The 25,727-nt window shown below is 32.3% G+C and carries 23 protein-coding genes; 13 read left to right on the top strand and 10 right to left on the bottom strand.

Annotation, left to right across the window (positions count from 1 at the left end; translation table 11 throughout):
• Positions 1 to 312 precede the first annotated feature (312 nt).
• The 8 genes from acs (at position 313) to ACM55K_RS14585 (ending at position 8,065) form a co-directional block, all read left to right on the top strand.
• Positions 313 to 2,220 (top strand): acetate--CoA ligase, encoded by a 1,908-nt coding sequence (gene acs / locus ACM55K_RS14620; protein ID WP_416851005.1) that lies wholly within the window; start codon positions 313 to 315, stop codon positions 2,218 to 2,220.
• Between the two features lie 167 nt (positions 2,221 to 2,387).
• A complete protein-coding gene (locus ACM55K_RS14615) occupies positions 2,388 to 3,515 on the top strand; it encodes an NAD(P)/FAD-dependent oxidoreductase (RefSeq protein WP_416851004.1) in 1,128 nt (375 codons plus the stop codon).
• Complete coding sequence (locus ACM55K_RS14610) at positions 3,516 to 4,229, top strand: methyltransferase domain-containing protein (RefSeq protein ID WP_416851003.1); 714 nt, start codon at positions 3,516 to 3,518, stop codon at positions 4,227 to 4,229. It abuts the gene before it with no gap.
• Complete coding sequence (locus ACM55K_RS14605; protein WP_416851069.1) at positions 4,226 to 5,278, top strand: type III polyketide synthase; 1,053 nt, start codon at positions 4,226 to 4,228, stop codon at positions 5,276 to 5,278. Before ACM55K_RS14610 ends, ACM55K_RS14605 begins: the two co-directional genes overlap by 4 nt.
• Before the next feature lie 49 nt (positions 5,279 to 5,327).
• Positions 5,328 to 5,801, top strand: coding sequence for a 3-hydroxyacyl-ACP dehydratase FabZ family protein (locus ACM55K_RS14600; protein ID WP_416851002.1), 474 nt, complete (start codon positions 5,328 to 5,330; stop codon positions 5,799 to 5,801).
• Between the two features lie 39 nt (positions 5,802 to 5,840).
• The gene (locus ACM55K_RS14595) at positions 5,841 to 7,160 is read left to right on the top strand and encodes a beta-ketoacyl-[acyl-carrier-protein] synthase family protein (RefSeq protein ID WP_416851001.1); all 1,320 of its coding nucleotides are present in this window, start codon (positions 5,841 to 5,843) and stop codon (positions 7,158 to 7,160) included.
• Between the two features lie 94 nt (positions 7,161 to 7,254).
• Positions 7,255 to 7,503, top strand: coding sequence for an acyl carrier protein (locus ACM55K_RS14590; RefSeq protein ID WP_416851000.1), 249 nt, complete (start codon positions 7,255 to 7,257; stop codon positions 7,501 to 7,503).
• Positions 7,504 to 7,573: 70 nt separating this feature from the next.
• Positions 7,574 to 8,065, top strand: coding sequence for a 4'-phosphopantetheinyl transferase family protein (locus ACM55K_RS14585; protein ID WP_416850999.1), 492 nt, complete (start codon positions 7,574 to 7,576; stop codon positions 8,063 to 8,065).
• A 51-nt stretch (positions 8,066 to 8,116) separates the two neighbouring features.
• On the opposite strand, the gene ACM55K_RS14580 is transcribed toward ACM55K_RS14585, so the two are convergent.
• Both ACM55K_RS14580 and ACM55K_RS14575 read right to left on the bottom strand, forming a co-directional pair.
• The gene (locus tag ACM55K_RS14580) at positions 8,117 to 8,713 is read right to left on the bottom strand and encodes a 3'-5' exonuclease (RefSeq protein ID WP_416850998.1); all 597 of its coding nucleotides are present in this window, start codon (positions 8,711 to 8,713) and stop codon (positions 8,117 to 8,119) included.
• A gap of 2 nt (positions 8,714 to 8,715) precedes the next feature.
• Positions 8,716 to 10,632 (bottom strand): DUF294 nucleotidyltransferase-like domain-containing protein, encoded by a 1,917-nt coding sequence (locus ACM55K_RS14575; RefSeq protein ID WP_416850997.1) that lies wholly within the window; start codon positions 10,630 to 10,632, stop codon positions 8,716 to 8,718.
• A gap of 185 nt (positions 10,633 to 10,817) precedes the next feature.
• Between ACM55K_RS14575 and ACM55K_RS14570 the strand changes: the two genes are divergently transcribed.
• Complete coding sequence (locus ACM55K_RS14570; RefSeq protein WP_416850996.1) at positions 10,818 to 11,321, top strand: DUF2911 domain-containing protein; 504 nt, start codon at positions 10,818 to 10,820, stop codon at positions 11,319 to 11,321.
• A gap of 218 nt (positions 11,322 to 11,539) precedes the next feature.
• Here the strand turns inward: ACM55K_RS14570 and fucP are convergent, their stop codons facing one another.
• The 4 genes from fucP to ACM55K_RS14550 form a co-directional block, all read right to left on the bottom strand.
• Positions 11,540 to 12,904, bottom strand: a complete 1,365-nt coding sequence (gene fucP, locus ACM55K_RS14565) for an L-fucose:H+ symporter permease (RefSeq protein ID WP_416850995.1) — start codon at positions 12,902 to 12,904, stop codon at positions 11,540 to 11,542.
• An 8-nt stretch (positions 12,905 to 12,912) separates the two neighbouring features.
• Complete coding sequence (locus ACM55K_RS14560; RefSeq protein WP_416850994.1) at positions 12,913 to 13,842, bottom strand: carbohydrate kinase family protein; 930 nt, start codon at positions 13,840 to 13,842, stop codon at positions 12,913 to 12,915.
• A 61-nt stretch (positions 13,843 to 13,903) separates the two neighbouring features.
• The gene (locus ACM55K_RS14555; RefSeq protein WP_416850993.1) at positions 13,904 to 14,749 is read right to left on the bottom strand and encodes a sugar phosphate isomerase/epimerase family protein; all 846 of its coding nucleotides are present in this window, start codon (positions 14,747 to 14,749) and stop codon (positions 13,904 to 13,906) included.
• Positions 14,750 to 14,795: 46 nt separating this feature from the next.
• The gene (locus ACM55K_RS14550; protein ID WP_416850992.1) at positions 14,796 to 16,178 is read right to left on the bottom strand and encodes a carbohydrate porin; all 1,383 of its coding nucleotides are present in this window, start codon (positions 16,176 to 16,178) and stop codon (positions 14,796 to 14,798) included.
• Between the two features lie 420 nt (positions 16,179 to 16,598).
• Between ACM55K_RS14550 and ACM55K_RS14545 the strand changes: the two genes are divergently transcribed.
• Together ACM55K_RS14545 and ACM55K_RS14540 are read left to right on the top strand one after the other, a co-directional pair.
• The gene (locus ACM55K_RS14545; RefSeq protein WP_416850991.1) at positions 16,599 to 17,387 is read left to right on the top strand and encodes an NUDIX hydrolase; all 789 of its coding nucleotides are present in this window, start codon (positions 16,599 to 16,601) and stop codon (positions 17,385 to 17,387) included.
• Between the two features lie 128 nt (positions 17,388 to 17,515).
• Positions 17,516 to 18,745 (top strand): multidrug effflux MFS transporter, encoded by a 1,230-nt coding sequence (locus ACM55K_RS14540; protein WP_416851068.1) that lies wholly within the window; start codon positions 17,516 to 17,518, stop codon positions 18,743 to 18,745.
• 13 nt (positions 18,746 to 18,758) lie between these two features.
• Here ACM55K_RS14540 and ACM55K_RS14535 read toward each other — a convergent pair whose 3' ends face one another.
• The 4 genes from ACM55K_RS14535 to ACM55K_RS14520 form a co-directional block, all read right to left on the bottom strand.
• Positions 18,759 to 20,036 (bottom strand): NAD(P)/FAD-dependent oxidoreductase, encoded by a 1,278-nt coding sequence (locus ACM55K_RS14535; protein ID WP_416850990.1) that lies wholly within the window; start codon positions 20,034 to 20,036, stop codon positions 18,759 to 18,761.
• A 352-nt stretch (positions 20,037 to 20,388) separates the two neighbouring features.
• On the bottom strand, positions 20,389 to 21,726 hold the full coding sequence (locus ACM55K_RS14530) for a DEAD/DEAH box helicase (RefSeq protein ID WP_416850989.1): 1,338 nt from the start codon (positions 21,724 to 21,726) through the stop codon (positions 20,389 to 20,391).
• 139 nt (positions 21,727 to 21,865) lie between these two features.
• Complete coding sequence (locus tag ACM55K_RS14525; protein WP_416850988.1) at positions 21,866 to 23,410, bottom strand: DEAD/DEAH box helicase; 1,545 nt, start codon at positions 23,408 to 23,410, stop codon at positions 21,866 to 21,868.
• Between the two features lie 107 nt (positions 23,411 to 23,517).
• Entirely contained in the window at positions 23,518 to 24,045 is a 528-nt protein-coding gene (locus ACM55K_RS14520; protein WP_416850987.1) for a DUF6155 family protein, read from the bottom strand.
• A 146-nt stretch (positions 24,046 to 24,191) separates the two neighbouring features.
• Between ACM55K_RS14520 and ACM55K_RS14515 the strand changes: the two genes are divergently transcribed.
• Both ACM55K_RS14515 and ACM55K_RS14510 read left to right on the top strand, forming a co-directional pair.
• Positions 24,192 to 24,476 (top strand): DUF3817 domain-containing protein, encoded by a 285-nt coding sequence (locus tag ACM55K_RS14515; RefSeq protein WP_416850986.1) that lies wholly within the window; start codon positions 24,192 to 24,194, stop codon positions 24,474 to 24,476.
• Positions 24,469 to 25,725, top strand: coding sequence for a mechanosensitive ion channel family protein (locus tag ACM55K_RS14510; protein ID WP_416850985.1), 1,257 nt, complete (start codon positions 24,469 to 24,471; stop codon positions 25,723 to 25,725). The genes ACM55K_RS14515 and ACM55K_RS14510 overlap by 8 nt, the downstream gene beginning before the upstream one ends.
• Positions 25,726 to 25,727 lie beyond the last annotated feature (2 nt).

Genomic DNA, 25,727 nt, shown 5'->3' with positions numbered 1-25,727 from the left:
TTTCTAAAACAGAATTAGATACTTTTTAATGTCTAAATTAGATTTTGAGAGGCTTCAATTGATGTTACAATAATGCATTTTTTATTAGTAAAATTATTTGTTGTTAAATTTTTGTTGAGATAAAAGGCGAGGTAGAAATTCTATCTCGCTTTTTTTGTTTTAATCCCAATTCTTATAAATAGCAAAAAACAAATAAATTATCATTAAAAAACGTATTTTTTTGTTTAATATTTAATTTAACATAGGAATTTATAATTTAAATAATTTTAAGAATAGAAAGAGATTTAATACTTTTATAAAAAATTAAAAAACATGAGCTACTATAAAATTGATAATTTAGAACAATATTTTAAACATTATAATAAATCAGTTCGTGAGCCAAGAAAATTTTGGGGTAAAATAGCAGAAGAAAATTTCACTTGGTACCAACAATGGGATAAAGTTGTCGATTTTAATATGGCTGAAGCCGAAATAAAATGGTTTACTGAAGCTAAAGTAAATATGACTAAAAATTGTATTGACAGACATCTTGCTAAAAGAGGTGATAAAACGGCTATTATTTTTGAACCGAATGATCCAACAGAAACAGCATTACATATAACCTATAATGAATTACACCAACGTGTTTGTAAAATGGCAAATGTGTTGCGGGAGCAAGGCATAAAAAAAGGAGATCGTGTTTGTATTTATTTACCAATGATACCTGAATTGGCTATAACCACTTTGGCTTGCGCCAGAATCGGAGCCATACATTCCGTTATTTTTGCAGGATTTTCATCTTCAGCTGTAGCCACTAGAATAAATGACAGCGATTGTAAAATGGTCATTACCTCAGATGGTGGTTATCGTGGTAACAAAACCATTGATTTAAAAGCAATTATTGACGAAGCATTAGTAAACTGTCCCGGTGTATCAACTGTCTTGGTGGTAAAAAGAACCAATACTTCCGTAAATATGAAAGATGGACGTGACCAATGGTTGCAACGCCTTCTAGATGAAGCTTCAGATAATAATGTCGCTGAAATCATGGATGCCGAAGATCCATTGTTTATCCTTTATACTTCAGGCTCTACCGGTAAACCAAAAGGAATGGTACATACGACCGCAGGATATATGGTTTACACCGCTTATACTTTTAAAAATGTTTTTAATCATGAAGAAAACGACATTTTTTGGTGTACTGCTGATATAGGTTGGATTACCGGACATTCATATACCCTATATGGTCCGTTATTAAATGGTGGAACAACTGTAATTTTTGAAGGAGTTCCGTCTTATCCCGATTTTAGTCGTTTCTGGGAAATCATCGAGAAACATAAAGTAACTCAATTTTATACGGCGCCAACGGCTATTCGTGCTTTGGCAAAAGAAAGCTTAGAATACGTGCAAAAGTTTCCTTTAAAATCATTAAAAGTAATCGGTTCAGTAGGTGAGCCAATAAATGAAGAAGCTTGGCACTGGTACAATGACCATGTTGGAGATAAAAGATGTCCAGTTGTCGATACGTGGTGGCAAACCGAAACGGGTGGAATTATGATTTCTCCAATTGCATTTGTTACTCCAACAAAACCTACTTATGCTACTTTGCCATTACCTGGAATTCAACCGGTATTAATGGACGAAAAACGCAATGAAATTGAAGGCAATCAAGTTGTAGGTAGTTTGTGTATTAAATTTCCATGGCCTGGAATTGCCAGAACCATTTGGGGTGATCATCAACGATATAAAGATACTTACTTTACTACCTTTCCAGGGAAATATTTCACTGGTGACGGTGCTTTGCGTGATGAAGTAGGATATTACAGGATTACGGGTCGTGTAGACGATGTGGTTATCGTTTCAGGACACAATTTGGGAACGGCTCCAATTGAAGATGCTATTAATGAACATCCGGCAGTTGCTGAATCAGCCATTGTAGGTTTTCCTCATGATATCAAAGGAAATGCCTTATATGGTTTTGTAATTTTAAAAGAAACCGGAGAAACTAGAAATAAAGAAAATCTTATTAAAGAGATTAATCAACACATAACGGATCACATTGGTCCAATTGCTAAACTGGATAAAATTCAATTTGTTTCCGGTTTACCAAAAACTCGCTCCGGAAAAATCATGCGTAGAATTCTACGTAAAATAGCCGAAGGAGATTATTCAAATTTTGGAGATACTACAACATTATTAAATCCTGAAATTGTTGAAGAAATAAAAGAAGGAAAATTATAGATTAATTAAAAGCTGTTTGTAATAAAACAGCTTTTTTTTTTGAATTATATTGTTTAATTGACTCTAAAAAAGAAAAGAGTTTCAGTTTATTAAAGTATATAATTATGTAAGTTTTATATTCGATAATATAGTTGTGTTCCCAAACAAATCCATAAATTTACTTCTCTATGAAAAATAATGAAGTTTTAATTATTGGTGGTGGCTTAGCAGGATTAACTGCTGCAATTCATTTATCCAAAATTGGATTTCAAATAACCGTTGTAGAAAAAAATGAATTTCCAAAACATAAAGTTTGTGGCGAATACATTTCTAATGAAGTTTTACCCTATCTCAATTGGCTGGATTTAAAAATAGCTGATTTATATCCTACAGCCATCACAAAGCTTGAATTTTCAACTGTCAGCGGAAAGAAAATTAAAAGTACTTTACCTCTTGGTGGATTTGGAATTAGTCGCTATATCTTGGATGAATATTTATATAAAAAAGCAATTGCTAATGGTTGTGAAATTATTCAAGATTTAGTTGAAGACATCGCTTTTGAGGATGAAATATTTACTGTAACAACTTCAAATAAAATTATTTTAAAAGCTAAAATTGTAATTGGAGCTTTTGGCAAACGTTCTATTATTGATCAAAAACTAAATCGCAATTTTCAGAAGAAATCACCATGGTTGGCTGTCAAAGGACATTATTCAGGAAATTTCCCAAGTGATTTGGTGGGATTACATAACTTTAAAGGTGGTTATTGCGGGGTTTCAAAAGTTGAAAATGATGTAATTAATATTTGTTATTTAGCAGATTATGAAACCTTCAAACGGTTTAAAAACGTGGAGGAATATCAAAATAAAGTTGTTACTCAAAACCTACATTTAAAAACAATTTTCGAAAAAAGTAATTTGCTTTTCGAAAAACCATTAACGATAAGCCAAATTTCTTTCGAAAAAAAACAAGCGGTTGAAAATCATGTTTTAATGATTGGAGATACCGCCGGATTAATTCATCCTTTGTGTGGAAATGGAATGGCAATGGCTATTCATAGTGCTAAAATTGTTTCGGAATTAGTGGAGAAATATTTCAATAATGAAATTAAATCCAGAAACGAATTAGAAGAAAAATATAGTAAGGAATGGAGTTCTAATTTTAGTCAAAGATTAAAAATAGGGAGATTTTTATCGAATCTTTTGCAAAAGCAAAAACTCTCAAGTGTATTAATGCGTATATTGATCACATTTCCGTTTTTATTGCCAAAAATTATAAAAAAAACGCATGGAAAATCTATAATTTTAAACTCATAGATGTCTATAAACACCAAATACAGAACGGATCAGCCTGAAACGATGGATGATTTTGCAATGGAAGGAGAAATCTTACGGGATGCATTAGATAAAATTGCCCAAATCAATCAGCTTTTGGGAGGAAACCAGTTAACTTTACGAGGTGTTCAGAGTTTGATTCAGGATATTTCTAAATCAAAAGAAATTAGAATAGTAGATGTAGGTTGTGGGAATGGTGATATGTTACGAACATTAGCGGATTTTGGATTAAAAAACAATCTGAAATTTCAATTAATAGGCATAGATGCTAATAATTTCACTATTATGCATGCACGAAAATTATCTGAAAAGTATTCTAATATATCGTACCAATGCGAAGATATATTTGATAAATCTTTTGAAGAATTAAAATACGATATTGTTTTGTGTACTTTGACATTACATCATTTTAAAGACGATGACATTATTCATTTGTTACATGTTTTTAATAATAATTCGAATATTGGGATTGTTATAAATGATCTACAAAGGAGTGCTGTTGCTTATCGTTTATTTGAGGCATTATGTTTTGTTTTTAGATTAAATGATATGTCACGGGAAGATGGATTAATTTCAATTTTACGAGGTTTTAAAAAAGAAGAACTAGTTAGTTTTTCTGAAAAATTAAATTTTAGCAACTATAAAATTCAGTGGAAATGGGCATTTCGCTACCAATGGATAATTTCGAAAATATGAGTGTAAAAATAAAAGCCGTTACAAAACAATTACCAAAATACTCCCGAACAACCGAAGAAATCATTCCATTTTTGGATGCTTGGTTAGTAGGACAAGACGAACGTTTCATTAGGAAAGTAAAAAAAATATTTGAAGGTGCAGCTGTCGATAAGCGGTACTCAATTATGGATCCAATTGCCGTTTTTACTGAAACTTCTTTTGAAGAAAGAAATGATATTTATGTTCGCGAAGTTATCGATTTAGGCGAAAAAGTATTAGAAAAAGCTTTAAAGAAAGCCAATTGGAATCCGGAAGATTTAGACTATATTATTACGGTGAGTTGCACTGGAATTATGATTCCGTCATTGGACGCTTATTTGATTAATAAATTAAAATTGCGTCAAGATATAGTTCGGCTTCCAGTAACTGAAATGGGCTGTGCCGCCGGGATTTCAGGAATTATTTACGCTAAAAATTTTTTGCAGGCTAATCCTGGAAAACGGGCAGCGGTAATTGCGGTTGAAAGTCCAACAGCTACATTTCAATTAGATGATTTTTCGATGGCTAATATTGTTAGTGCAGCTATTTTTGGCGATGGTGCGGCTTGTGTTTTGCTTTCTTCTCATGAGGATGAGGAAGGTCCAGAAATTCTAGCCGAAGAAATGTATCATTTCTATGATAATATCCATATGATGGGATTTAAGTTGACTAATTCAGGTTTACAAATGGTATTGGATATAGAAGTTCCAGAAACTATTGCATCACATTTTCCGGATATTATTCATCCATTTTTAGAGAAAAATAATTTAAAAATGGAGGATGTTGATCATTTGATTTTTCACCCAGGTGGAAAAAAAATTATTCAAACAGTAGAAGCTTTATTTTCTGATTTAGGAAAAAACATTAATGACACAAAAGAAGTATTGCGATTGTATGGGAACATGTCAAGTGCGACGGTTTTATATGTTTTAGAACGAATTATGGACAGCAAACCTAAAAAAGGAGAGAAAGGATTAATGTTGAGTTTTGGTCCAGGATTTTCGGCACAACGGGTTTTGTTACAGTTTTAGTAGTCAATCTTATCATTTCGATTAACGAGAAATAATGAAAAAGTAAAATATGACAAAAGAAGAAATCATAGCTAAATTACCCTATTCTAAACCTTTTCTATTTGTTGATGAAATAATCAATATCAATGAAAATGGAGTGGAAGGTACTTATACATTTGATTCAACTTTAGATTTTTATAAAGGGCATTTTAAAGAAAATCCAGTTACTCCAGGAGTAATTTTAACTGAAGTTATGGCACAAATCGGGTTAGTTTGTTTGGGGATTTTTTTATTAGATAATTCATTTAATAAAATGAATTCAATTGCTTTAACATCAACCGAAATAGAGTTTTTAAAATCTGTTTTTCCAAATGAAAAAGTGACTGTAATTTCAGAAAAAATATATTTTAGATTTGGGAAATTAAAATGTAAAGTGAAAATGAAAAATGAAAGAGAAGAAATGGTTTGTATGGGGACAATAGCGGGAATAATCCTCACCCCAACCCTCTCCAAAGGAGAGGGAGCCAAAACCGAATTGGATTAATCTATTGAAATTTTCATTACCATTAAAATTGAATTTTATATGAAAAAACGTGTCGTAATTACTGGACTTGGTGTTGTTGCTCCAAATGGAGTAGGACTTGATGCTTTTACTCATGCCATAAAAAACGGAATTTCGGGAATCAAACATGATCCAGAATTAGAAAGATTACAATTTTCTTGTCAGATTTCGGGGAAACCTGAAATTTCGACTGAATTAGCATTACACTATTTTTCGGAATTAGAGTTGAGGAATTTCAATTCAACAGGGATTTTATATGGTGTTATTGCCGGGATTGATGCTTGGAAAAATGCTGGTTTAGCTTTGGAAATCAATGAAGAACCGGATTGGGATAGCGGAACTATTTTTGGAACAGGAACCTCTGGAATTGATAAATTTCGCGAAAGCATTTATAAAATCGATGATTTTCAAACCCGTCGATTAGGGAGTACAGCCGTGGCACAAACTATGAATAGTGGCGTGAGTGCTTATTTAGGCGGGAAATTAGGATTAGGAAATCAAGTCACGACCAATTCTTCGGCATGCACAACAGGAACTGAAAGTATTTTGATGGCGTATGAGCGTATAAAATCAGGGCAGGCAAAACGCATTTTGGCTGGAAGCACGAGTGATTCTGGTCCCTATATTTGGGGTGGATTTGATGCAATGAAAGTCTGTACATTTAAACATAATGGAAATCCGGAACAAGGCTCAAGACCAATGTCAGAAAGTGCTTCAGGATTTGTTCCTGGAAGTGGAGCAGGGGCACTAGTTTTGGAAGATTTAGAAAGTGCATTGGCACGAGGTGCTAAAATCTATGCAGAGGTTTTGGGTGGAAATGTAAATTCTGGTGGCCAACGCGGTTTAGGAACGATGACCGCTCCAAATCCCATAGCCGTTCAAAAGTGCATCAAAAATGCTGTTGAAAATGCTGGAATTTCGGCTAATGATATTGACGCTATAAACGGACATTTAACAGCCACATCAAAAGATAGTTTGGAGATCCAGAATTGGAGTGAAGCTTTAGGAAGGAAAGGCAAAGATTTTCCTTATATAAACTCATTGAAATCAATGGTAGGACATTGTTTGTCAGGAGCGGGAAGTATAGAAAGTGTCGCCTCAGTATTGCAATTGGATGAAGGATTTGTTTTCCCAAATATTAATTGTGAAGATTTAAACCATGAGATTACCGCTCTGATTGATGAATCAAGAATTCCAAAACAATTGGTTGAAAAAGAATTGGATATTATTGCAAAAGCCAGTTTTGGTTTTGGCGATGTGAACGGTTGTGTGATTTTTAAAAGATGGAAATCCCATCCTCAGCCCTTCACCGAAGGAATGGAGCCGAAGCCGAAAACATAAGTGTTATTTGTAAAAAATCTATTTGTAAATTAAGCTAAATAAAAACAAACAACTTCGATTTAAGTCTTTACGAGCTAAAAAAAATTAAAAAACTATGAATAAACAAGAAACAATCGAGCAATTAAAAGCTATTGTAAAGCCTTATATTCAAAACCAAGAGGCATTTGATGCACTTACTGAAGATACTGATTTTATCAATGATTTGAAGATTAATTCCGCAAATCTAGTTGATGTAATTCTTGATATTGAGGAAAAATACAATATAATAATAGATAATGAATCTATGGAACAGATGGTAAATGTAAAAGCAGCTATGCAAATTATTGATGCCAAATTATCCTAAAAAATGATTGAAAGCGACATTAAAATGCAATCTATTTTGTGCCTTTTGTGTTAAAAAAAATAGCTCATAGATGATTGGAAATGACATTGTAGATTTGGCTTTAGCCAAAAAAGAAAGCAATTGGAAACGGAAAGGTTTTTTAGATAAAATTTTTACTACAAAAGAGCAGTTGTTAATTTCTAATGCTATAAATCCAGAAGTTATGGTTTGGAATTTATGGAGCAGGAAAGAAGCTGCCTATAAAATCTATAACAGAGAAACTCAAATCAGGGCATTTATTCCACTGCAGTTGATTTGCTATTTTGAAAATGAAATTATAGGAACGGTTATTTGTAATGAAATCACATATTACACACAAACTATAGTTTCGGATGAATTTATACACACTATTGCAGTTGTAAAAAAGGAATATTTTAATCAAATAAAGACTTTAAATTCTAAAACTGAAATCATTAAAATAAACGCAATTCCTTTTATAATTGATGAGCAAACCAAAATTGAAAAACCTGTTTCGATCAGTCATCATGGAAGGTTTTGGGAAGGTGTAATGTTGTTTGATTAAATAAATTAAGATTTTATTTTAAAAGCTTTTATTGACAACTAAGGGAATAAATCATCTTATCCCCAGTCTAGATTTTAATTTCAAAAATAACAAAGCGGTTTTATAAGCATCCTCAGCAGAAGAATTCCGGTCACTTTTAGGAATATTATATGCAGTGCAAAGTTCATCTAGTGAAAATTGTTTGTCATTGATATCATTCAGTTTGCGATGCATAACATCAACGTCCAAAGCTTCATTTTTTAATCGGCCGCAATCTAATCTTTCTAGCGCTGCATTAATCATCTCTACATCAAAATCAATATGATGTCCTACTAAAACGGCATTTCCAATATATTCTATTAAAGTTTGTATCGCTTCAGCTTCCCCAAGTTTTTTCATTTTACTTTCGACTATAAACTCATTCGAAAGACCGTTATCATGTAAAAATTTATATTGCAATAAAACGGTTTCAAAACTGTCACCAATAAGTATACTATTATCAACTACAGCAAAAGAACCAATTGATAAAATAACATCTTTTACAGGATTTAAGCCTGAAGTTTCTGTTGATAGAACTACAAAACGAGTTGATTTTTTATCAAATTTAGCCAAATAGGTTTTCCAAAATTCAGGGTATTCTTTATTTAAATTTTTCAGCCAGTCTAACATAATTATGAAAATTGAGTGAGTTGAAATTTACTTTTAATTAATTCTTCCAGTTCTCTCATTGGAGCGAAAGCATTTTTCAGTTTTTCCTTATCAATTTTTGATAATTCATGCAAATTTATAAATTGGCCTGAATCATCATTTTTTAAACCTTCTAATGTTCTAAATTTTGATAGTGTCAAAAAGGCATCGGCACAATTAAGATAAATCTCGGAATGTTTGGAATCTATAATTGCTAACTGCTTGAATCGTTGATACGTATTGTTAATTCCTCTCAAATCATAATGCAATGTAAATAAACGAGCGCCATCGATCAACGGCATTAAAGCGCGCGTTTTTATATCAAATTTATCTTTATGTGGACCTTCTTCTTCAACATTGAATTTTTTGAAAAAACTTAACGGAGCGTTTTTTCTTAACGCATCATTTCCCAGGAAATCAAAGAACAGCGTATTATTTTTTGCGTTTTTTGATACTATATTTCCTATAGCATCTTCAATTTTTTGTTCTCCAAAAGTGATTTCATAATCAAAGAAAATACTACTTAAATCATTACTGTTTTCACCGGGAGTATTCATCCAACTGTCATATTGTTTTGTCCAGTCAGTCAAAGACTTACACCATAGCATATTACTTCCCATATGACCATTTGGGCAGTATTCATAACCGATTTTTTCAAGTGTGCCTGTGGTTCTTTTTGCAAGTTTAAGGAAATAGTCTTTCACATCACGGTATTTATCTGCAGAGACATCTTCAAAAATTAAAATACTGTCTTGATCAGTTAATAATAACTGCTCTTTTCTTCCTTGACTACCAATACTCAACCAAGCAAAACGTGCAGGAGGTGAGCCTAAATCTAAAATTGATAGTTCTACGGAACGCTTAATGATGGCCAAATTGATTTCACTCGCAATATTGAAAACATGAGAAAGCGGTATATTTTTAGAAAGGGAAGTCTGAATCAGATCCGTCAAACGTTCCCGTATTTGTTTTAGTTCTTTTGGATTTTGAGAACGTTTTATTTCTTTAATCAAAACTCCAGGATTACTAGCTTGAGCGACTACTAAATCATGTTCAGAAATTATTCCTTTTAAAGCAGATTTATCAGTTCCATCTTGCGTTACGCATAAATGAGTTACGTTGTGTTTCAACATAAGCAATTGAGCTTCTGCCAGAGAAACATTCTCTACAACTGTAATCACGGGCGATGACATTATTTTATCTACGGATATTGTGATCGGAAATCGTCCAGTGGCAATTTTTGAACGCATATCCGTATCTGTAATTATTCCTAAAGGAATATTATTATCACATATGATAATATTGTTTTTTAAAGCTTCAGTCATCAATTGCGCAACGTCTTGTACAATAGCCGTAACTGTTGTTTTTAATGGAGAAATGTTATAGGATAAGGATTGAAAATATTGCATTTCAGATTGCTGATCAGAATAGAAAACATTGTCAGAAATAAGTTTTCCTATTAAATTTTCTTTATCTTTTGGATTACGCGTATTTACAGCAAAACTTTCTAATAAAAAGTTTAAAACTTCAGAATTATTGGCGACAAAAGGACGAAAAGTAGCTATGGGAATGGCGTAAACAATACTTTCTTCTCTTGCTTTTGCCGTCATCATATAATTGTTTTTGGCAAAAAATGGACGCAAACCAAAGATGTCACCAGTATTGCATTTATTCAATAGGGTTTCTTCAGCATCTGCTATGACAGATAGATTAATAACTCCTGATGCAACAACATAAAAACTATCATGTAAAACATCATTTACTTGAAATAATATTTTATGTTTTTCTAAATTTACAACGCGAATGTTTGTAGCTATTTCAGATAGTTCTTCAAACGTCAAGTGATTAAATGGTGGGTATTCCTTTAAAAAATCAGCAATGTGTTCAGCAATTGTATTCATAGTTAGGCAAATAAATAAAGTATTGTTTGTAAAAATAGCAAATTAAATAATTACAAGACTGTCAATTTTATAGTAAAACAAATATTTTATACAATCCTTATTTTTTTTTTAAAATTAGTAAGAATTTATAATAAATTAAATAAAGTTATTTTAAGTTTGTAATCATAACTAAAACATTTTAAATCATGAGATTACTTAAAAAAATACCCTTTTTGGCCTTTACATTATTGTTTGTTAATTTTTTAAATGCTCAAGAGAAAGCTAGCCCGGCAGCTGTTGCAACTGGGAAAATTAATGGAGCTACAATTAGTATTAATTACAGCAGTCCTTCAGTCAAAGGAAGACAAATTTGGGGTACATTAGTTCCGTTTAATGAAGTTTGGCGCGCTGGCGCAAATGAAGCGAGCACTTTTGAAACAGACAAAGAGCTTACTATTAAAGGATCAAAATTACCTGCAGGGAAATATTCTTTTTTTGTTTTACCAAATGAAAAAGAATGTGTCATCATTTTTAATAAAGTAGTGAAACAATGGGGAGCTTATAAATATAATGATAAAGAAGATCAATTAAGAGTTACGGTAAAACAGCAAATTGCTAATTCCACCGCTGAAAAATTAGTTTACACAATAAATAAAGACAATATTGTTTTAAGTTGGGAAAATTGGAACATACCATTTTCTGTTAAATAATTTTTTTAAAAGATTATAATACAAAAAGCATTACTGAAAGGTAATGCTTTTTGTATTTAATAGTAATTGTATACAAGATTTATTAAACATTCTATTTTACATAATATAAATTATAGTTCAAATAATGACATTGTAAATATAGTATATTTAAAACCAAAAAAGAAACGAACAGTATCATTACTGTTCGTTTCTTTTCAAAATCAAAAAGTCTAATCAAGTTAAAGTATTGCGTCTACAATTACGCTAGCCTTTTTGATTATACTCTTTTTTGACAATTTAAAAGTACTATAGCCATAATACGTTACAACTGATAGACAAATTAAAGGCAATATAAAGGAGAAATTTACTTCAGGAATATACCCAAATAATTTAATATCAGAAAATCCTGAACCTCCTAAGTCCAAAATACTTCCTTGTATAACAGGCATCAATGCACCACCAACGATAGCCATAACTAAACCAGCAGATCCAATTTTTGCTTCGTCTCCCATGTCTTTTAGTGCTATGCCATAAATAGTTGGAAACATAATAGACATAAAAATAGAAATACATACTAAAGAAATTAATCCAGCCATGCCTTGTAATAAAATTGCCCCAGCTGCACAAATTACTCCTCCAATACCAAATACCATTAATATTTTTGACGGATTTATGCTTTTCATCAAACCAGTTCCAATCCATCTGCCTAATAAAAATAAAATCATGGCAGTTATGTTGTAATATGTGGCAGTCAATTCTAATCCAAATGTTTTATTGATGTTATCTACGTATTGAAAAATAAAAGTCCAACACATAATTTGTGCCCCAACATAAAAAGCCTGCGCTATAACACCATGTTTATAATTTTTATTGGCAAATAACTTTTTGAAAGATTCCGATATAGACATTTTATCTTCGTGAGCCGTTTTAGGCATTTTTGTTAAAATAATAATGATTAAAATTATTAAGACAAAAATTCCTAATCCAATGTACGGAATACTAATAACACTCAAATCATTTTCTCTAATACTGGATAACTCATTTGAAGTTAAAGCTTTATAGGCTTCTTGTGTGTAATCATCTGATTTTATTTTTTTTATCACTAAAAACTGAGCCATAACCAATCCCGTTATTGCTCCAATTGGGTTAAATGCTTGTGCTAAATTTAAACGTTGTGTTGCCGTTTCTTTATTACCAAGGAACAAAATTAAAGGATTTGAGGTGGTTTCAAGGAAGGCTAAACCACAAGTAATTACCCATAATGAAATAAGAAAGAACGTATAACTTTGATAATGTGCTGCCGGATAAAATAAAAAAGCACCTGTTGCATATAATAGCAGTCCTAATATTATTCCAGATTTATAGCTGTATTTTCTAATGAATAACGCAGCCGGTAATGCCATAAAGAAGTATCCAAAATAAAAAGCAAATTGCACTAATGATGCTTGTGTGTTTGATAGTTCTGGCATCACTTTTTTGAAAGTAGAAACCATCGGTGTCGTTAAATCATTAGCAATTCCCCAAAGGGCAAATAATATGGTTATTATTATAAATTGGAAAACAAATTCTTTACTGACTACAGGGATTTTTTTGAATTGATTCATTGTTTTGTTTATTTAATTAAAAATGTATTTGATTCTTTTACTTGCTCAAAACCACATAAAAAATCTTCTATTTCAGATTGTGAAATTACGGGATTAGCTCCTTCGTTTTGAGCAACAATAGCGCCAACAGCACTGGCAAAATTAATGGCATATTGAGGATCTTCTCCATTGAGTAACATTATGATTAATGAAGCTAAAAAAGAATCTCCGGAACCCACAGTATCAACTACATTTACTTTGAATCCACAATTATGGTAAAATGTATCATTACAATACAACACCGCTCCATGAGATCCTAAAGTAACACATACAGTATCTGTATTGGTTTTCTTGGCAATGAATTTAATATTTTGCTCTAATGACTTTTTATTTGAATTTAAATCCTCGCAAATTTCATTTAACTCATCATCATTAAACTTTATAAAATCAGCTGCGTGCAATAAATCCAAAACATTTTTCTTGGTATAATGTGGCACTCTTAAATTCACATCAAATATTTTATATTTGGCAACACCTAAAAGTTGTTCCAGCGTATTTCTGGAAACTGAATCTCTAGAAGATAAACTTCCATAGACAAAAAAGTCTGCTTTTTCAACTATTGAAATATTCTCGTTTGAAGTTTCAATTTTGTCCCATGCTGATGGATAATTGATATCATACGAAGCATTTCCTTTTTCATTCAAAATAACGTTGACTAAACCCGTTGGATAAGTGTCCTTTATTTGAATAGCGTCGGTGTTAATGCCAGAAAGACTTAAATAATCTATTAATTCTTTCCCATTCACACCTTTCCCTACCCCACTGATAACGGAAACCTCCCCTCCTAGCGAATTTAGTCTTGAAGCTACATTTAGTGGTGCTCCGCCAATCTTTTTGTGCTCCAGAAATACATCAAAAAGGATTTCTCCAAAACAAACACCGTTTAATTTCTTTTTCATTTTTTTTTATTTTTTGTGTAAAACAATATATTTAGGTAATTAATTTTAGTATCATTTATGATTAATGGTACCATTTATCGACCATTTTCCTCATGAATAACAGGCTGCCTTTAGCAAGATCTTCCGAATTGTATTTAGAAGGCCTCCACAAGGAAGTTGGACCAACTAATTCTCTAATTTGTGAAGAGAAATTTTCAAGAACTAAAGGACCTTGATAATTAATTTCAGCCAAAGCTTTGAAAAAATCATCCCAATGAACGTTGCCTTCACCAGTCATACCGCGATCACTTTCGGTTATATGTATGTGTTTCAACCTATTTTCCGCACGAATAATTGGATCGTAGAAATTCCTTTCTTCGATATTCATGTGAAAAGTATCCAGATGCAATCCAATATTATTTATGCCAATAGCTTCAATCATATCTAAAACTTCATCTGCAGCAGTAAAAACATAACTTTCGTACCGATTAATTGGTTCGGGAGCAATCGTTATGTTGTGCTTGTTCGCATAATCGGCGACTTCCGTAAATACTTGTCGAATGATTATCTTTTCCTCTTTTGTACAAGGATTTCCGGTGAATGTTCCAATGGCAGAATGCAAAACACCTCCTAAAAAATCACCTTCCATTTCAGCCACTTTATCAAGTGCTGATTTTATAAGGGATGTGGCTTGGTCTGGGTATAAAGGAATATGACAGTTTGTTGGTAGATTCAACGTGCAACGCCCTAAAATGCCATTGTTATCAAGTAGTTTTTTTGTTGTTTTAGCATCGAAATCTAATGAAGCCGGTAAGATAATTTCAAGCATCTCAAAACCATATTCCGCAGTCTTTTCTATTGCAAAACGACCTCCTTCGGTACTCCATCCGGGGATAAATGATAAAATTGTTGTTCCAAATATTGGCATATTTATATAATTTTAAATTTATTTCTATTTTTCAGATTCTTAATTTTTAAAATAACCACCATTCTGTTTTTACTCCAATATAAGAACCCCAACTTTTTTGGTTCACTTGCAAGTACGGGGAATAATTATGATCTCGGGCGTAATCGTTGTAGTGAGCCAGCGTGTAAACAAGACGGATGTGAGGACGACTCCAAGGATCTTTTTTGCCTAATGGTACTATTGTTGGAGCAAAAGAGAATTTCCACATATTGGCTTCTGGATTATCTCCATCTTTTCGTACGGCATAATGTACTTCTTCAATTAAGTGCAACCACTTTGTTACATAAAAGAAACTTCTAAAGCCTACTACAAAATCTGTTTTTTGATTATACAATTGATTTCCGTTGAAGTATTCATCTGTATTTGTACTGGCAGAACCCCCTTTACTTTTTGTAAAAACACCATATCCGTTGATGCTAAATTTTTGTGAAAGGTTGAGCAGAAAATGTTCTACCATTGTAAAGGAATGCGCATTACTATATTTTCCTTCCAAATCAGGCGCACCATAAGTTGCCCAAGTAAAAGTGTTTCCATTATCACCTCCATTTGCAATTCCGGAGCCATATCGAACAGAAAGCTGATTAAACGAACCAGGCAAAGCTGTTTTTAGCGGATTGTTGTATTTAATACCAGCAACCCAACCGTTATCGGATGGATAATTTTTAGAAGCATTTTTTGAGTTTGCAGCAACATAATGAAATTCACCTAAAAGTTTAATTACATTATCATTTTTCAAGTGAATACTATGTTCCCCTATCCAAACCATACGTTGGCGAATGGCTGGATTTGTTGCACCGGCAACAGTAACTTGATAATTATAAGGGAAAACGCCGGTTGAATCAGATGAAGCTGGCATCAACATGGTCAATTCAGTGTTTTTATTGCTTACGCCAAATCCTTGTGCGGAATGGTCGTCAAAATAAAAATAATCACTGATGTGAATGTCGTCATAGCGGCGAAAACGAGATCCGACCCAAGCCGACCATTTGCTTCCCATAATATTTCTAGCTTCGATATAAGCTTCGGGAAGGATAAAAGTTAAACCATTATTGGAACGGGTACTTACATTTCCCACAAATTGTCCGTTAGCGGAATACATTCCTAAACGCATTTGGAAAGTCACGTTAGTACTGTCTTTTCCAATAATCTTTGGAGTGAAATGTATCGCTGGTAATATATCGATATAGTCAACCTGCTCCATACGGCCTCCTAACGAACCTTGACCAGAAAGATTCAAAGGTTTCCACATGTTCCCTTCACCATTTGGAGAAAGTCCAACTCCAATGCGACCCGTTGTTCCTAATGAAAAATTTGAATTAGTTATAACCACTTGTGAATAAGTATGTATTGATGTTATTGAAAAAAAAAGTATAAAAATTGTTTTTTGCATTAGGCGTGTATTGAAAAAATAGAATTAAAAAGGTTTATTAAGTGTTTGAAAAGTTGATTAAACGTCTAATAGATTTATTAAATAGTTTCTTTTTTAGCGCTTCTGAAGTATTTAATACTTTGATTGATTTGTTGTTTAAAATATTGGTTTCGGATTATCATTATTGATTTTAATTATTAAGCGTCATTTTGAATATTATTTTTCAAATGTATTATATTTTTTTAATTTACAATAAAAAAAATTAAATAAATATTCATTTATAATATATTTAAGCCTAATTGTATGATTTTTTAATAAATAATAATTAATTTTTTATAAATAATATATAACGTAATAATGACGTTTGTTGTTGAAATTGAAGTATATTGTACTAAATATATTATTACAAATAAATCATTAGTTTTGTACTATTAAAAGGCTGTGCAAAACAGTACAATCTTTCAAGAAACTAATTATATTCTTTGTTATCTTATGATGCCTCAAATAATTCCAAATATATCTGTAGACTGCGTCGTTTTTGGGTTTGACGCCAATACAAAATCACTAAACGTATTGTTGATAAAACGTTATTTAGAATCTAAAGAAAATCACGAACCTCTGGTTAACGATTATGTTCTAACCGGATATCATACGTTCGAGAATGAAACCATAGATGAAACTGCTGCCAGAGTCTTGAAGGAGTTAACAGGACTTGATAACGTATATAAAAAACAATTTAAAGTTTTTGGAGACCCCAATCGGTTGATGAATGAAAAAGATGTTCTTTGGGCCAAAAATGAAAATTTTAATCAACGGACGATAACCATAGCTTATTATTTTTTATTGAAAACGCAAGAGGTTACTTTAGAAAATAATCAAAATAATCCGCAATGGTTTCCCGTAAATGATTTACCGGAATTAGGATTTGACCACAGGGATATAATCAATGAAGCCTATGCCGATTTAAAAGAAAAAGCATTATACAAACCGATCATTTTTGAACTTTTACCAGATAAATTCACCTTCAAAGAATTACAGGACACCTATGAATCTATACTTGGAAATGGAATCGATAATCGGAATTTCAGGAGAAAACTGCTAACAAAGAAATATATTATTGAGCTAGATGAAAAACAAGTGGGAGTTTCAAAAAGACCTTCTCAACTTTTTATGTTTAGTAAAGATGTTTATCAAAAAATATATAAAGAAACCTACTTGATTAATATTTAGATCGCTGTTTTAATAAATTACAGATTGGCTTCAAAAAGTAATATTACTTAAGAAAGTGGTTCGATTGGCATCTTAAATATTTACCTTTGCAAAAAATTAAAAAAAGCAATTTGATGACCGGTAAATCAATCACAAAAACAAAATATATAAAATTAATTCTAATTTTAGGTTCGTTAACGGCGCTCGGTCCATTTTCAATAGACATGTATTTGCCAGGTTTTGCTGGAATTGCAAAGGATTTAAATACTTCGGTTGCCAATGTTTCCATGACTTTATCCAGTTATTTCATTGGGATTTCCGCAGGACAATTACTTTATGGGCCATTATTAGACCGTTTTGGCAGAAAAAAACCTTTATTTATAGGATTGTTAGTTTACATTTTAGCATCATTAGGTTGTGTTTTTGTCACTGACATTGATACTTTCATAGGGTTGCGTTTTATTCAGGCTATTGGCAGTTGTGCAGCCACTGTAGCATCGGTTTCTATGGTTCGCGATTTATTTCCTGTTAAAGATATTCCTAAAGTATTCTCTTTATTGATGTTGGTTGTCGGGCTTTCGCCAATGTTAGCGCCTACAGTTGGAGGTTATATCACAGCTGATTATGGTTGGCATACCGTCTTTTTTATATTAATGTGTATGGGTGTTTTAATTCTTTTGGCGGCTCAAATGGGCTTGCCAAATACTTTTAAACCGGACACTTCAATTTCATTAAAACCAAGACCTATTATTACAAATTTTATCAGTATTGTAAAAGAGCCTCAGTTTTACACCTATGCTTTTACCGGAGCTATCGCTTTCTCAGGATTGTTTACTTATGTAGCTGCGTCTCCTATTTTATTCATGGATATTTTCAAAGTGGATGCTAAAACCTACGGATGGATATTTGCTTTTATGTCGTTAAGTTTTATAGGCGCCAGTCAGCTTAATTCATTATTATTGAGAAAATTTACCAGTGAGAAAATGATTTATGGTGCATTGATTACGCAATCCATTGTTAGTATTTTATTCCTCATTTTAGCAATGAATGATCTTTTGGGATTATACGAAACTATTGCTATGCTATTCTTATTCTTAGGTTGTTTAGGGATCTCAAATCCCAATACTGCGGGACTTACTCTTGCTCCTTTCTCAAGAAATGCGGGAAGTGCTTCGGCTTTAATGGGTGCTATTCAGTTAGGACTGGGAGCTTTGGCATCTTTTGCAGTAGGGGTTTTTGTAAAAAACTCTATGTTGCCCATGGTGGTGATTATGACCGTTACAACAATTTTGGCATTGATCATTTTGATTTTTGGAAAACGAACCATAAAAAAAACTATTGCAACTTCTCATGATGAAGGAATTGCAATAGTTCATTAATTATTGGTTTAATTTATTCTTGTTTTTCTAATTTTACTTTTTTATCAGGTCTGATAATCATACGTAAAGATTGATCTTTTGCAAAATAAGCAATCATCCAATTGAAGAATGTTTTTATCCTGTTGCGATACGTTATCAATGAAATAAGGTGAATGAATAGCCATATTACCCAAGCAAAAAATCCTTTGAAATGCATTTTTGGTTTAGGTAAATCGACTACAGCCTTATTTTTTCCAATGATAGCCATTGATCCTTTATCGTTATACTTAAAGGGTTTTAACGCCTTACTCTGGTTCATTAATTTAAAGTTATTTGCCAGATTTATTCCTTGTTGAATAGCAACTTGTGCCACTTGCGGATGTCCATTAGGAAAATCTGCATCTGTAAGTTGAATACAAGTATCGCCGATGGCGAAGATGTTTTCAGTACCGTTAACTTTATTAAAAGCATCGGTGGCCATTCTTTTTCCGCGACCATAACTTTCAGCTGGAATTCCTTCGAAAACTTTTGCCGAAACTCCTGCAGCCCAAATTAAATTTTTGGTCTGGATAGTTTCACCATTAGAGAAATATACAGTATCATCAATATAATCAGTAACTGTATTATTTAATTTTACTACAACGCCTAATTTGGTTAGCGCCTCCAGTGTATCTTCCTGCGAAGCTTTACTCATTGGAGATAACACAGCATTGGCTCCGTCAACAAGATAGATATTACTTGCTGTAGTACTTAATTCAGGATATTCTTTCAGCAAAATATTTTTACGCATTTCAGCAAACATTCCCGAAACTTCAACACCTGTAGGCCCACCACCGGCAACTACAATGGTTAATAATTTCCTTCTTTCGCGAATGTCTTTGCAAATGGCTGCTTTTTCCAAGTTTTTAAGCAATGTATTACGCATCACAATGGCATCATTCAGCGTTTTCATTGGAATGGCATTTTTCTTTACATTTTCCATTCCAAAATAACTTGTTTCAGCACCTGTAGCAAAAACCAAGTAATCGTATTTTAATTCCCCATTGTTGAGAATAATTTTATTTTCTGAAGGGGTTACTTTTAATAAGTTTCCCATGCGGAACTGTAGATTTTTTTTACCGGAAAAAAATTTTCGGAAAGGGTAACTGATACTGGAAGGCTCTAAAAAAGCGGTAGCAACCTGATATATAAGTGGTGGGAAGAAATTATAATTGTTTTTGTCAACGAGCGTTACATTAATTCCTTTTTCGTTTACTAATTCTTTAGCAAGATTTAATCCGGCAAATCCTCCTCCGATAATAACAATTTCCATATAATAATTTTGATATAGTTTTATAAAAAATAATTGTTACAAAATTACATAAATTATAGAGGAGACTCGAATAATTAGTACTAAAAAAGGGTTAAAAAACAGCTATTTCACTAGTGTTTTCTGAGTTTTTCCATTTTATTTTCAACGAAAACGATAGCGTTGAAAAGCTTGATAGTTTCTATTTTGTTTTTGTTGAGCAAAAGTGTCCTTTTTTATCTACATGCTCTACCTGTAAGAAAATCATTGTATTGTTTATCCAATTTTGAATATAGAATTTTCGCAAAAAAAAACCATTGCATTACTTTTTAAAGCAATTGCAATGGTTTTGTAAATGTATATAGAAAAGAATTTTTTACTTCTTTTTTAGTTTTTTAATGGGCTTTTCCAAAGGTTCATTTTTGTTTTGCAACAAATAATTAGCCAATAACTTCTCAATTAATTCATCTTTAGTCAAATGATGAAAAACTGTTTTTATTTTGGTCTTAAGTTCCGCATCAACATCATGATTGGGCTTGGTTTTAAAGATTTGTTTGGCCCACAATAATGTGTTGTTTTCTTCGATGCTGGCAACGGTTGGTTTTTTAAATTCAACAAATTTTATTCCCAATTCTTTTTCAAAATCAGCAATTTCTATTACTTCTTCCGCTTGTAAAACCGTTAAAGAGAGCCCCTTTGCTCCTGCCCTTGCCGTTCTCCCGCTACGGTGAACATACGTTTCATAAACATCCGGTAAATGATAATTAACCACATAAGAGATTTCCTTTACATCAATTCCTCTTGCTGCTAAATCGGTAGCTACTAATATATTGATATGTCCTTCACGGAATTGCTCCATGATTCTGTCTCGAATTCCTTGTGATAAACTACCGTGTAATGCTCCTGATGAAAACCGGTTGATGGCTAAATTTTTAGCCAATTTATTGACAGCGGCTTTCGTTTTACAAAAAATAATGCCGCGTTCGCCTTCCTTGGTATTTAAGAAATGCATCAAAACATCTAGTTTCTCAATTGGATCCACCACAATATATTCGTGGTCAATGCCTTGATTTCCTACTGTTTCCATATTAGCACTAACTTGAACTACGTTTTTGTTTAAGTAGTTTTGAATCAGTTGTTTTATGGTTCCTGGCATGGTTGCCGAAAATAAAAAAGTATTGTGATTTTTAGGTAATTCGGCGATGATTTCGTCTAAACCTTCTTTCAATATGGTAACCATTTCATCGGCTTCATCAAGCACGAGGAATCTGGTTTCTTTTAAGTTTATTGCTTTGCGCTGAATCAAATCTATTAAACGTCCCGGTGTTGCCACCACAATATGTGTAGGCAATGTAAGTCTTTCTATTTGTGGTTTGATTGGAATTCCTCCGCAAGTTGCTGCAATAGAAACTTCGGGTAGGAATTTAGCAAAAGATTCTAAATTCTTAAAGATTTGTTGTCCCAATTCTCTTGTTGGTACAAGAATTACTGCTTGTATAACAGATAAATTAGTATCTATTAATTGTAAAATAGGCAATCCAAATGCCGCTGTTTTTCCAGTACCCGTTTTGGCAAGTCCAACCAAATCCGTTGTATTTGATAAAAGCAACGGAATTGTTTTTTGTTGAATTTCTGTTGGTACAGTAAATTTCAATTCATTTATCGCTTTTAATATGGGGGCTGAAATTCCTAAATCAGAGAATTGCTTTGGCATTTTTTTGGATTTTATAATTTTATAAAAAATTGTTTTGTAAACGTAATTTTTAGCCCCGATGGAAACGGCATCCTGTTGTGGCGGGGTTCGCCACAACAGATATAGTGTACAGCGGGATTAGCTCCTTGAAAAGAAAATATTAATCTTCGTCCGGTTCGTTCATGATTTTCTCACGATATTTTTTCCCCGTTAACAATACCAGTTTTAATTTGTAATCATCAACAAGCCATTCGCGGTAATTTTTACTACACTGACTCAAACATTTAGAATAGCGTTTGATGCGACAATCGATATCATCATCTAACAGTTTTCCTAATGCTTTAGCTTCTTGCAAAGTCTCCGAATTATCAACACACATGGCTGCGTGCTGGTCCAACGATTTTTCAAGCACTTCTTTTGAGCGTAAATTTTGTTTAATGATGAGTTTATGTTCTTCATCGACATCAAAAGTTACTACTTCTGTTTTGCTGAATTTTGCGCGTACATCAGGTGGCATATTGTATTTGAAATACAACTCAATTTCCGTATCATCGCGTAAATTTTCCAGGTAAAACTCCGGTGATTTAAAGATATGTTGCCAGTTTACCGGCTCACTCCACAATCCAAATCGTGCTGCATTATTCCCTAAATCAATAACATTAAAAATGTCTTTGTTAGGTAGTTTCCTGGAACCACGACCAATCATTTGATAATATAATGTCAACGATTTTGTTGCTCTATTTAGAATAATGGTTTCTACGGTAGGTTCATCAAAACCAGTTGTAAGAATCCCAACTGAAGTTAAAATAGCATCAGGAGTATGTTTAAACCAATGTAAAATATCTTTTCTTTCTTCGTTATTACTGGTATTATCCAAATGACGAATCGCATAACCGGCTTCTCTAAAAGTTTCATATACATATAAAGAGGTATTGATACCATTATTGAAAATCAAGGTTTTCTTGCCTAAGGATTTCTCGGTATACGCATGCAATAATTTTTCCTGCATGGCCATATTTGTGTATAAATCATCCGATGATTTAACGGTGTAATCTCCATTTATTCCTACTTTTAACGAGGTTAAACCTACATCATAACTATAGGTAATCGCTTTGGCCAAAAAGCCATTTGCAATCAACGAACTAATGGTGTCTCCTACGATTAATTCATCGTAGCTTTCATGCATTGGTAATTTAATATTCGAACTTAAAGGTGTTGCTGTAACTCCTAATATAAAGGCATTTTTGAATGAGCTTAATAATTTTCTGAACGAATTGTAATGCGCCTCATCGATGATTACCAATCCTACATTATCTAAATGTAATTTTTCGTCATTGATTCTATTTTTCAAAGTTTCCACCATGGCAACAAAACAAGAATAATCGTTTTGATCCGGAAGTTCTTTTACTTTACTGTTGATGATTTTGTTTTTCACATCAAAACCCTTCAACATTTTTGAAGTTTGCTTACACAACTCAATTCGGTGGGTTAAAACAACCACCTTTTTATCATGTTGTGATAAATAACGACGCACGATTTCTGAAAACACTACTGTTTTCCCACCACCAGTAGGCAATTGGTATAACAAATGATGTTGTGGCGGAGCATTATCTATGCGTTCAAATATGGCGTCAATATCACCTTTTTGATATGCATAAAGTTCTTTTTTGTCTTCGATTTCTATTTCTAAAGTGTTTTGGGACATTGCTTATTGTTGGATTTTTGCAAAAATACGCCTAAAAAACAGTTTAATTGTCAATTTTTAATTAAAAAAAAACGATTGTTTAAATAAAATTGAATTATGCAGCAAACTTAATATTCAAATCGCTCTATAATTGCATTGAATTCGGGTTCATTGTACCATTTTTGTGTAATGGTTTCGTTGTGAATGGCTAATATTCTTGTTTTGAAATCATTAAGAATTCCATTTGCAATCAAGAAAATCACTGCTTGTTCAAAAGAATTATACATGCTTTTGAAAAACAAGTCTTGTTTTATAATGTGTTCCGAGGAGAATGTTTGTGCAATTTCAATATTGTAGAGCATCACATCAGCAATTATGAAAGGATCCACTCCCAAAAGTGCGAAATGCTTAATATATTTTTGGGCAACGGACCGTCTCATTTTTGGTTTGTTGCGTCTTCCCGCCTTTTTTAAAGGATAATATTCATTTGAAATTTTGAGTTTGCATTCCTGCAAAAGTGTTTCTTCCTTTGGATTGAAAACAAAATTATAATAGACTTTTACCGGACTAAATTTCTCGTACAATTCGATAATCTGCTCTTCGAGTTGCTCTTTATTAAGTTCAGCTAAATATTTTTTTAAATCGCGTTTGCTCATTATCAAAGTTTAAGAATACAAAAGTAAATTACTTTAGGAATGAATACATCTCGAATCAATGATAATACTTAATTTTGGCATAAATAAATGGACAAATCAGTTTTTCAAAACCTATTTTTTTACTTTTATACTCTAATTTAATTTTTATGCTTAGATTTTTTAAGATTGTTGCTATTCTCGAAGGGGTTTCTTATTTGGTTTTATTTTCAAATATGCTTATTGTAAAACCTACAAATTTAGTTCTTTACAAAATACTTTTATTTCCAATAGGAATGGCTCACGGAGTGTTGTTTATTACCTATATTATATTGGCAATACTATTGAAATTTAAAGAAAATTGGGATTTTAAAAAATTTGGGATTATTTGTCTTGCATCAATAATTCCATTTGGTACTTTTTATATGGAAAAGAAATACTTGAAAAATGTATAAATTCATAGAAAAAATATTCACTTTTCTATATCCTATATTACGGAAAATAGGATTTGGGAGTAGTTTTTCAAGCTACCTAAGTTTGATTATAAATATTGCCTTATTATGTGCAATAGCTTATGGTATATACATACTATTCAGACTTATTTTGGTTACTTTAATGATCATTGTTGCCAAGAAAACAAAAACTAAGTTTGATGATTTATTGGTAACCAACAAAACGGCAAAATACATCGCCCATTTAATCCCGTTGCTATTTATTTACAAATCAGTTCCAATAATTTTAGAGCGGTTTGAATATTGGGAAGGATTTTTCGGAAAATTGGTTGGGATCTATATTGTCATATTAGTTTTATGGATTATCCGAACTGTTTTTAACGCGTTGAGAGATTATTTAAAGCTAAAACCAAGATACAGCGATAAACCCATCGATAGTTTTATTCAGGTTATTATGATTGTGCTTTGGATGGTTGGAATTACAGTTATAATTTCGAAGCTATTTGATATAGATCAAAAAGAACTGCTGACCATTTTAGGAGCGGTTTCAGCGGTAATTATTTTGATTTTCAGAGATACAATTTTAGGATTTGTGTCGAGTGTCCAAGTATCTATAAATGATATGGTTCGCATTGGCGATTGGATCACAATGGATAAATTTGGAGCAGATGGAGATGTAATTGAAATTAATCTGGCTACTGTAAAAGTTCGAAATTTCGACAATACTACCACCACTATTCCTACGTATAGTTTAAGTTCTGATTCGTTTCAAAACTGGCGCGGAATGCTTAATTCTGATGGGCGACGTATTAAAAGACACATTCTTATTAAAACAAGCAGTATTCGGTTTTTAGAAGAAGCAGAATTAAACGAATTAAAAAAAATCCAACTGATTTCAGATTATATTGATACTAGAAAATTAGAAATTGATACTTTTAATTCGAGTAATAAAATCGATAAGTCATTAGCTATCAATGGTCGGAATTTGACTAATTTAGGTTTATTTAGAAAATACATAACCCAATATCTTCATCATTATCCAGGATTAAATAAAGATATGATTACACTCTGTCGCCAATTACAATCTACTTCTCACGGTGTTCCTCTTGAAGTTTATGCATTTTCACATGACAAACGATTTGAAAACTATGAATATATTATGTCCGACATATTTGATCATATCATTGCTTCCGTAAAATATTTCGAATTGGAAATTTTCGAATCCGGCTCTGAAAATGATTCCGTGGATTAATA

The sequence above is a fragment of the Flavobacterium arabinosi genome, from assembly GCF_048158725.1.
GTDB classification, from domain to species: domain Bacteria; phylum Bacteroidota; class Bacteroidia; order Flavobacteriales; family Flavobacteriaceae; genus Flavobacterium; species Flavobacterium arabinosi.
This window is presented reverse-complemented; position numbering and strand designations above follow the sequence as displayed.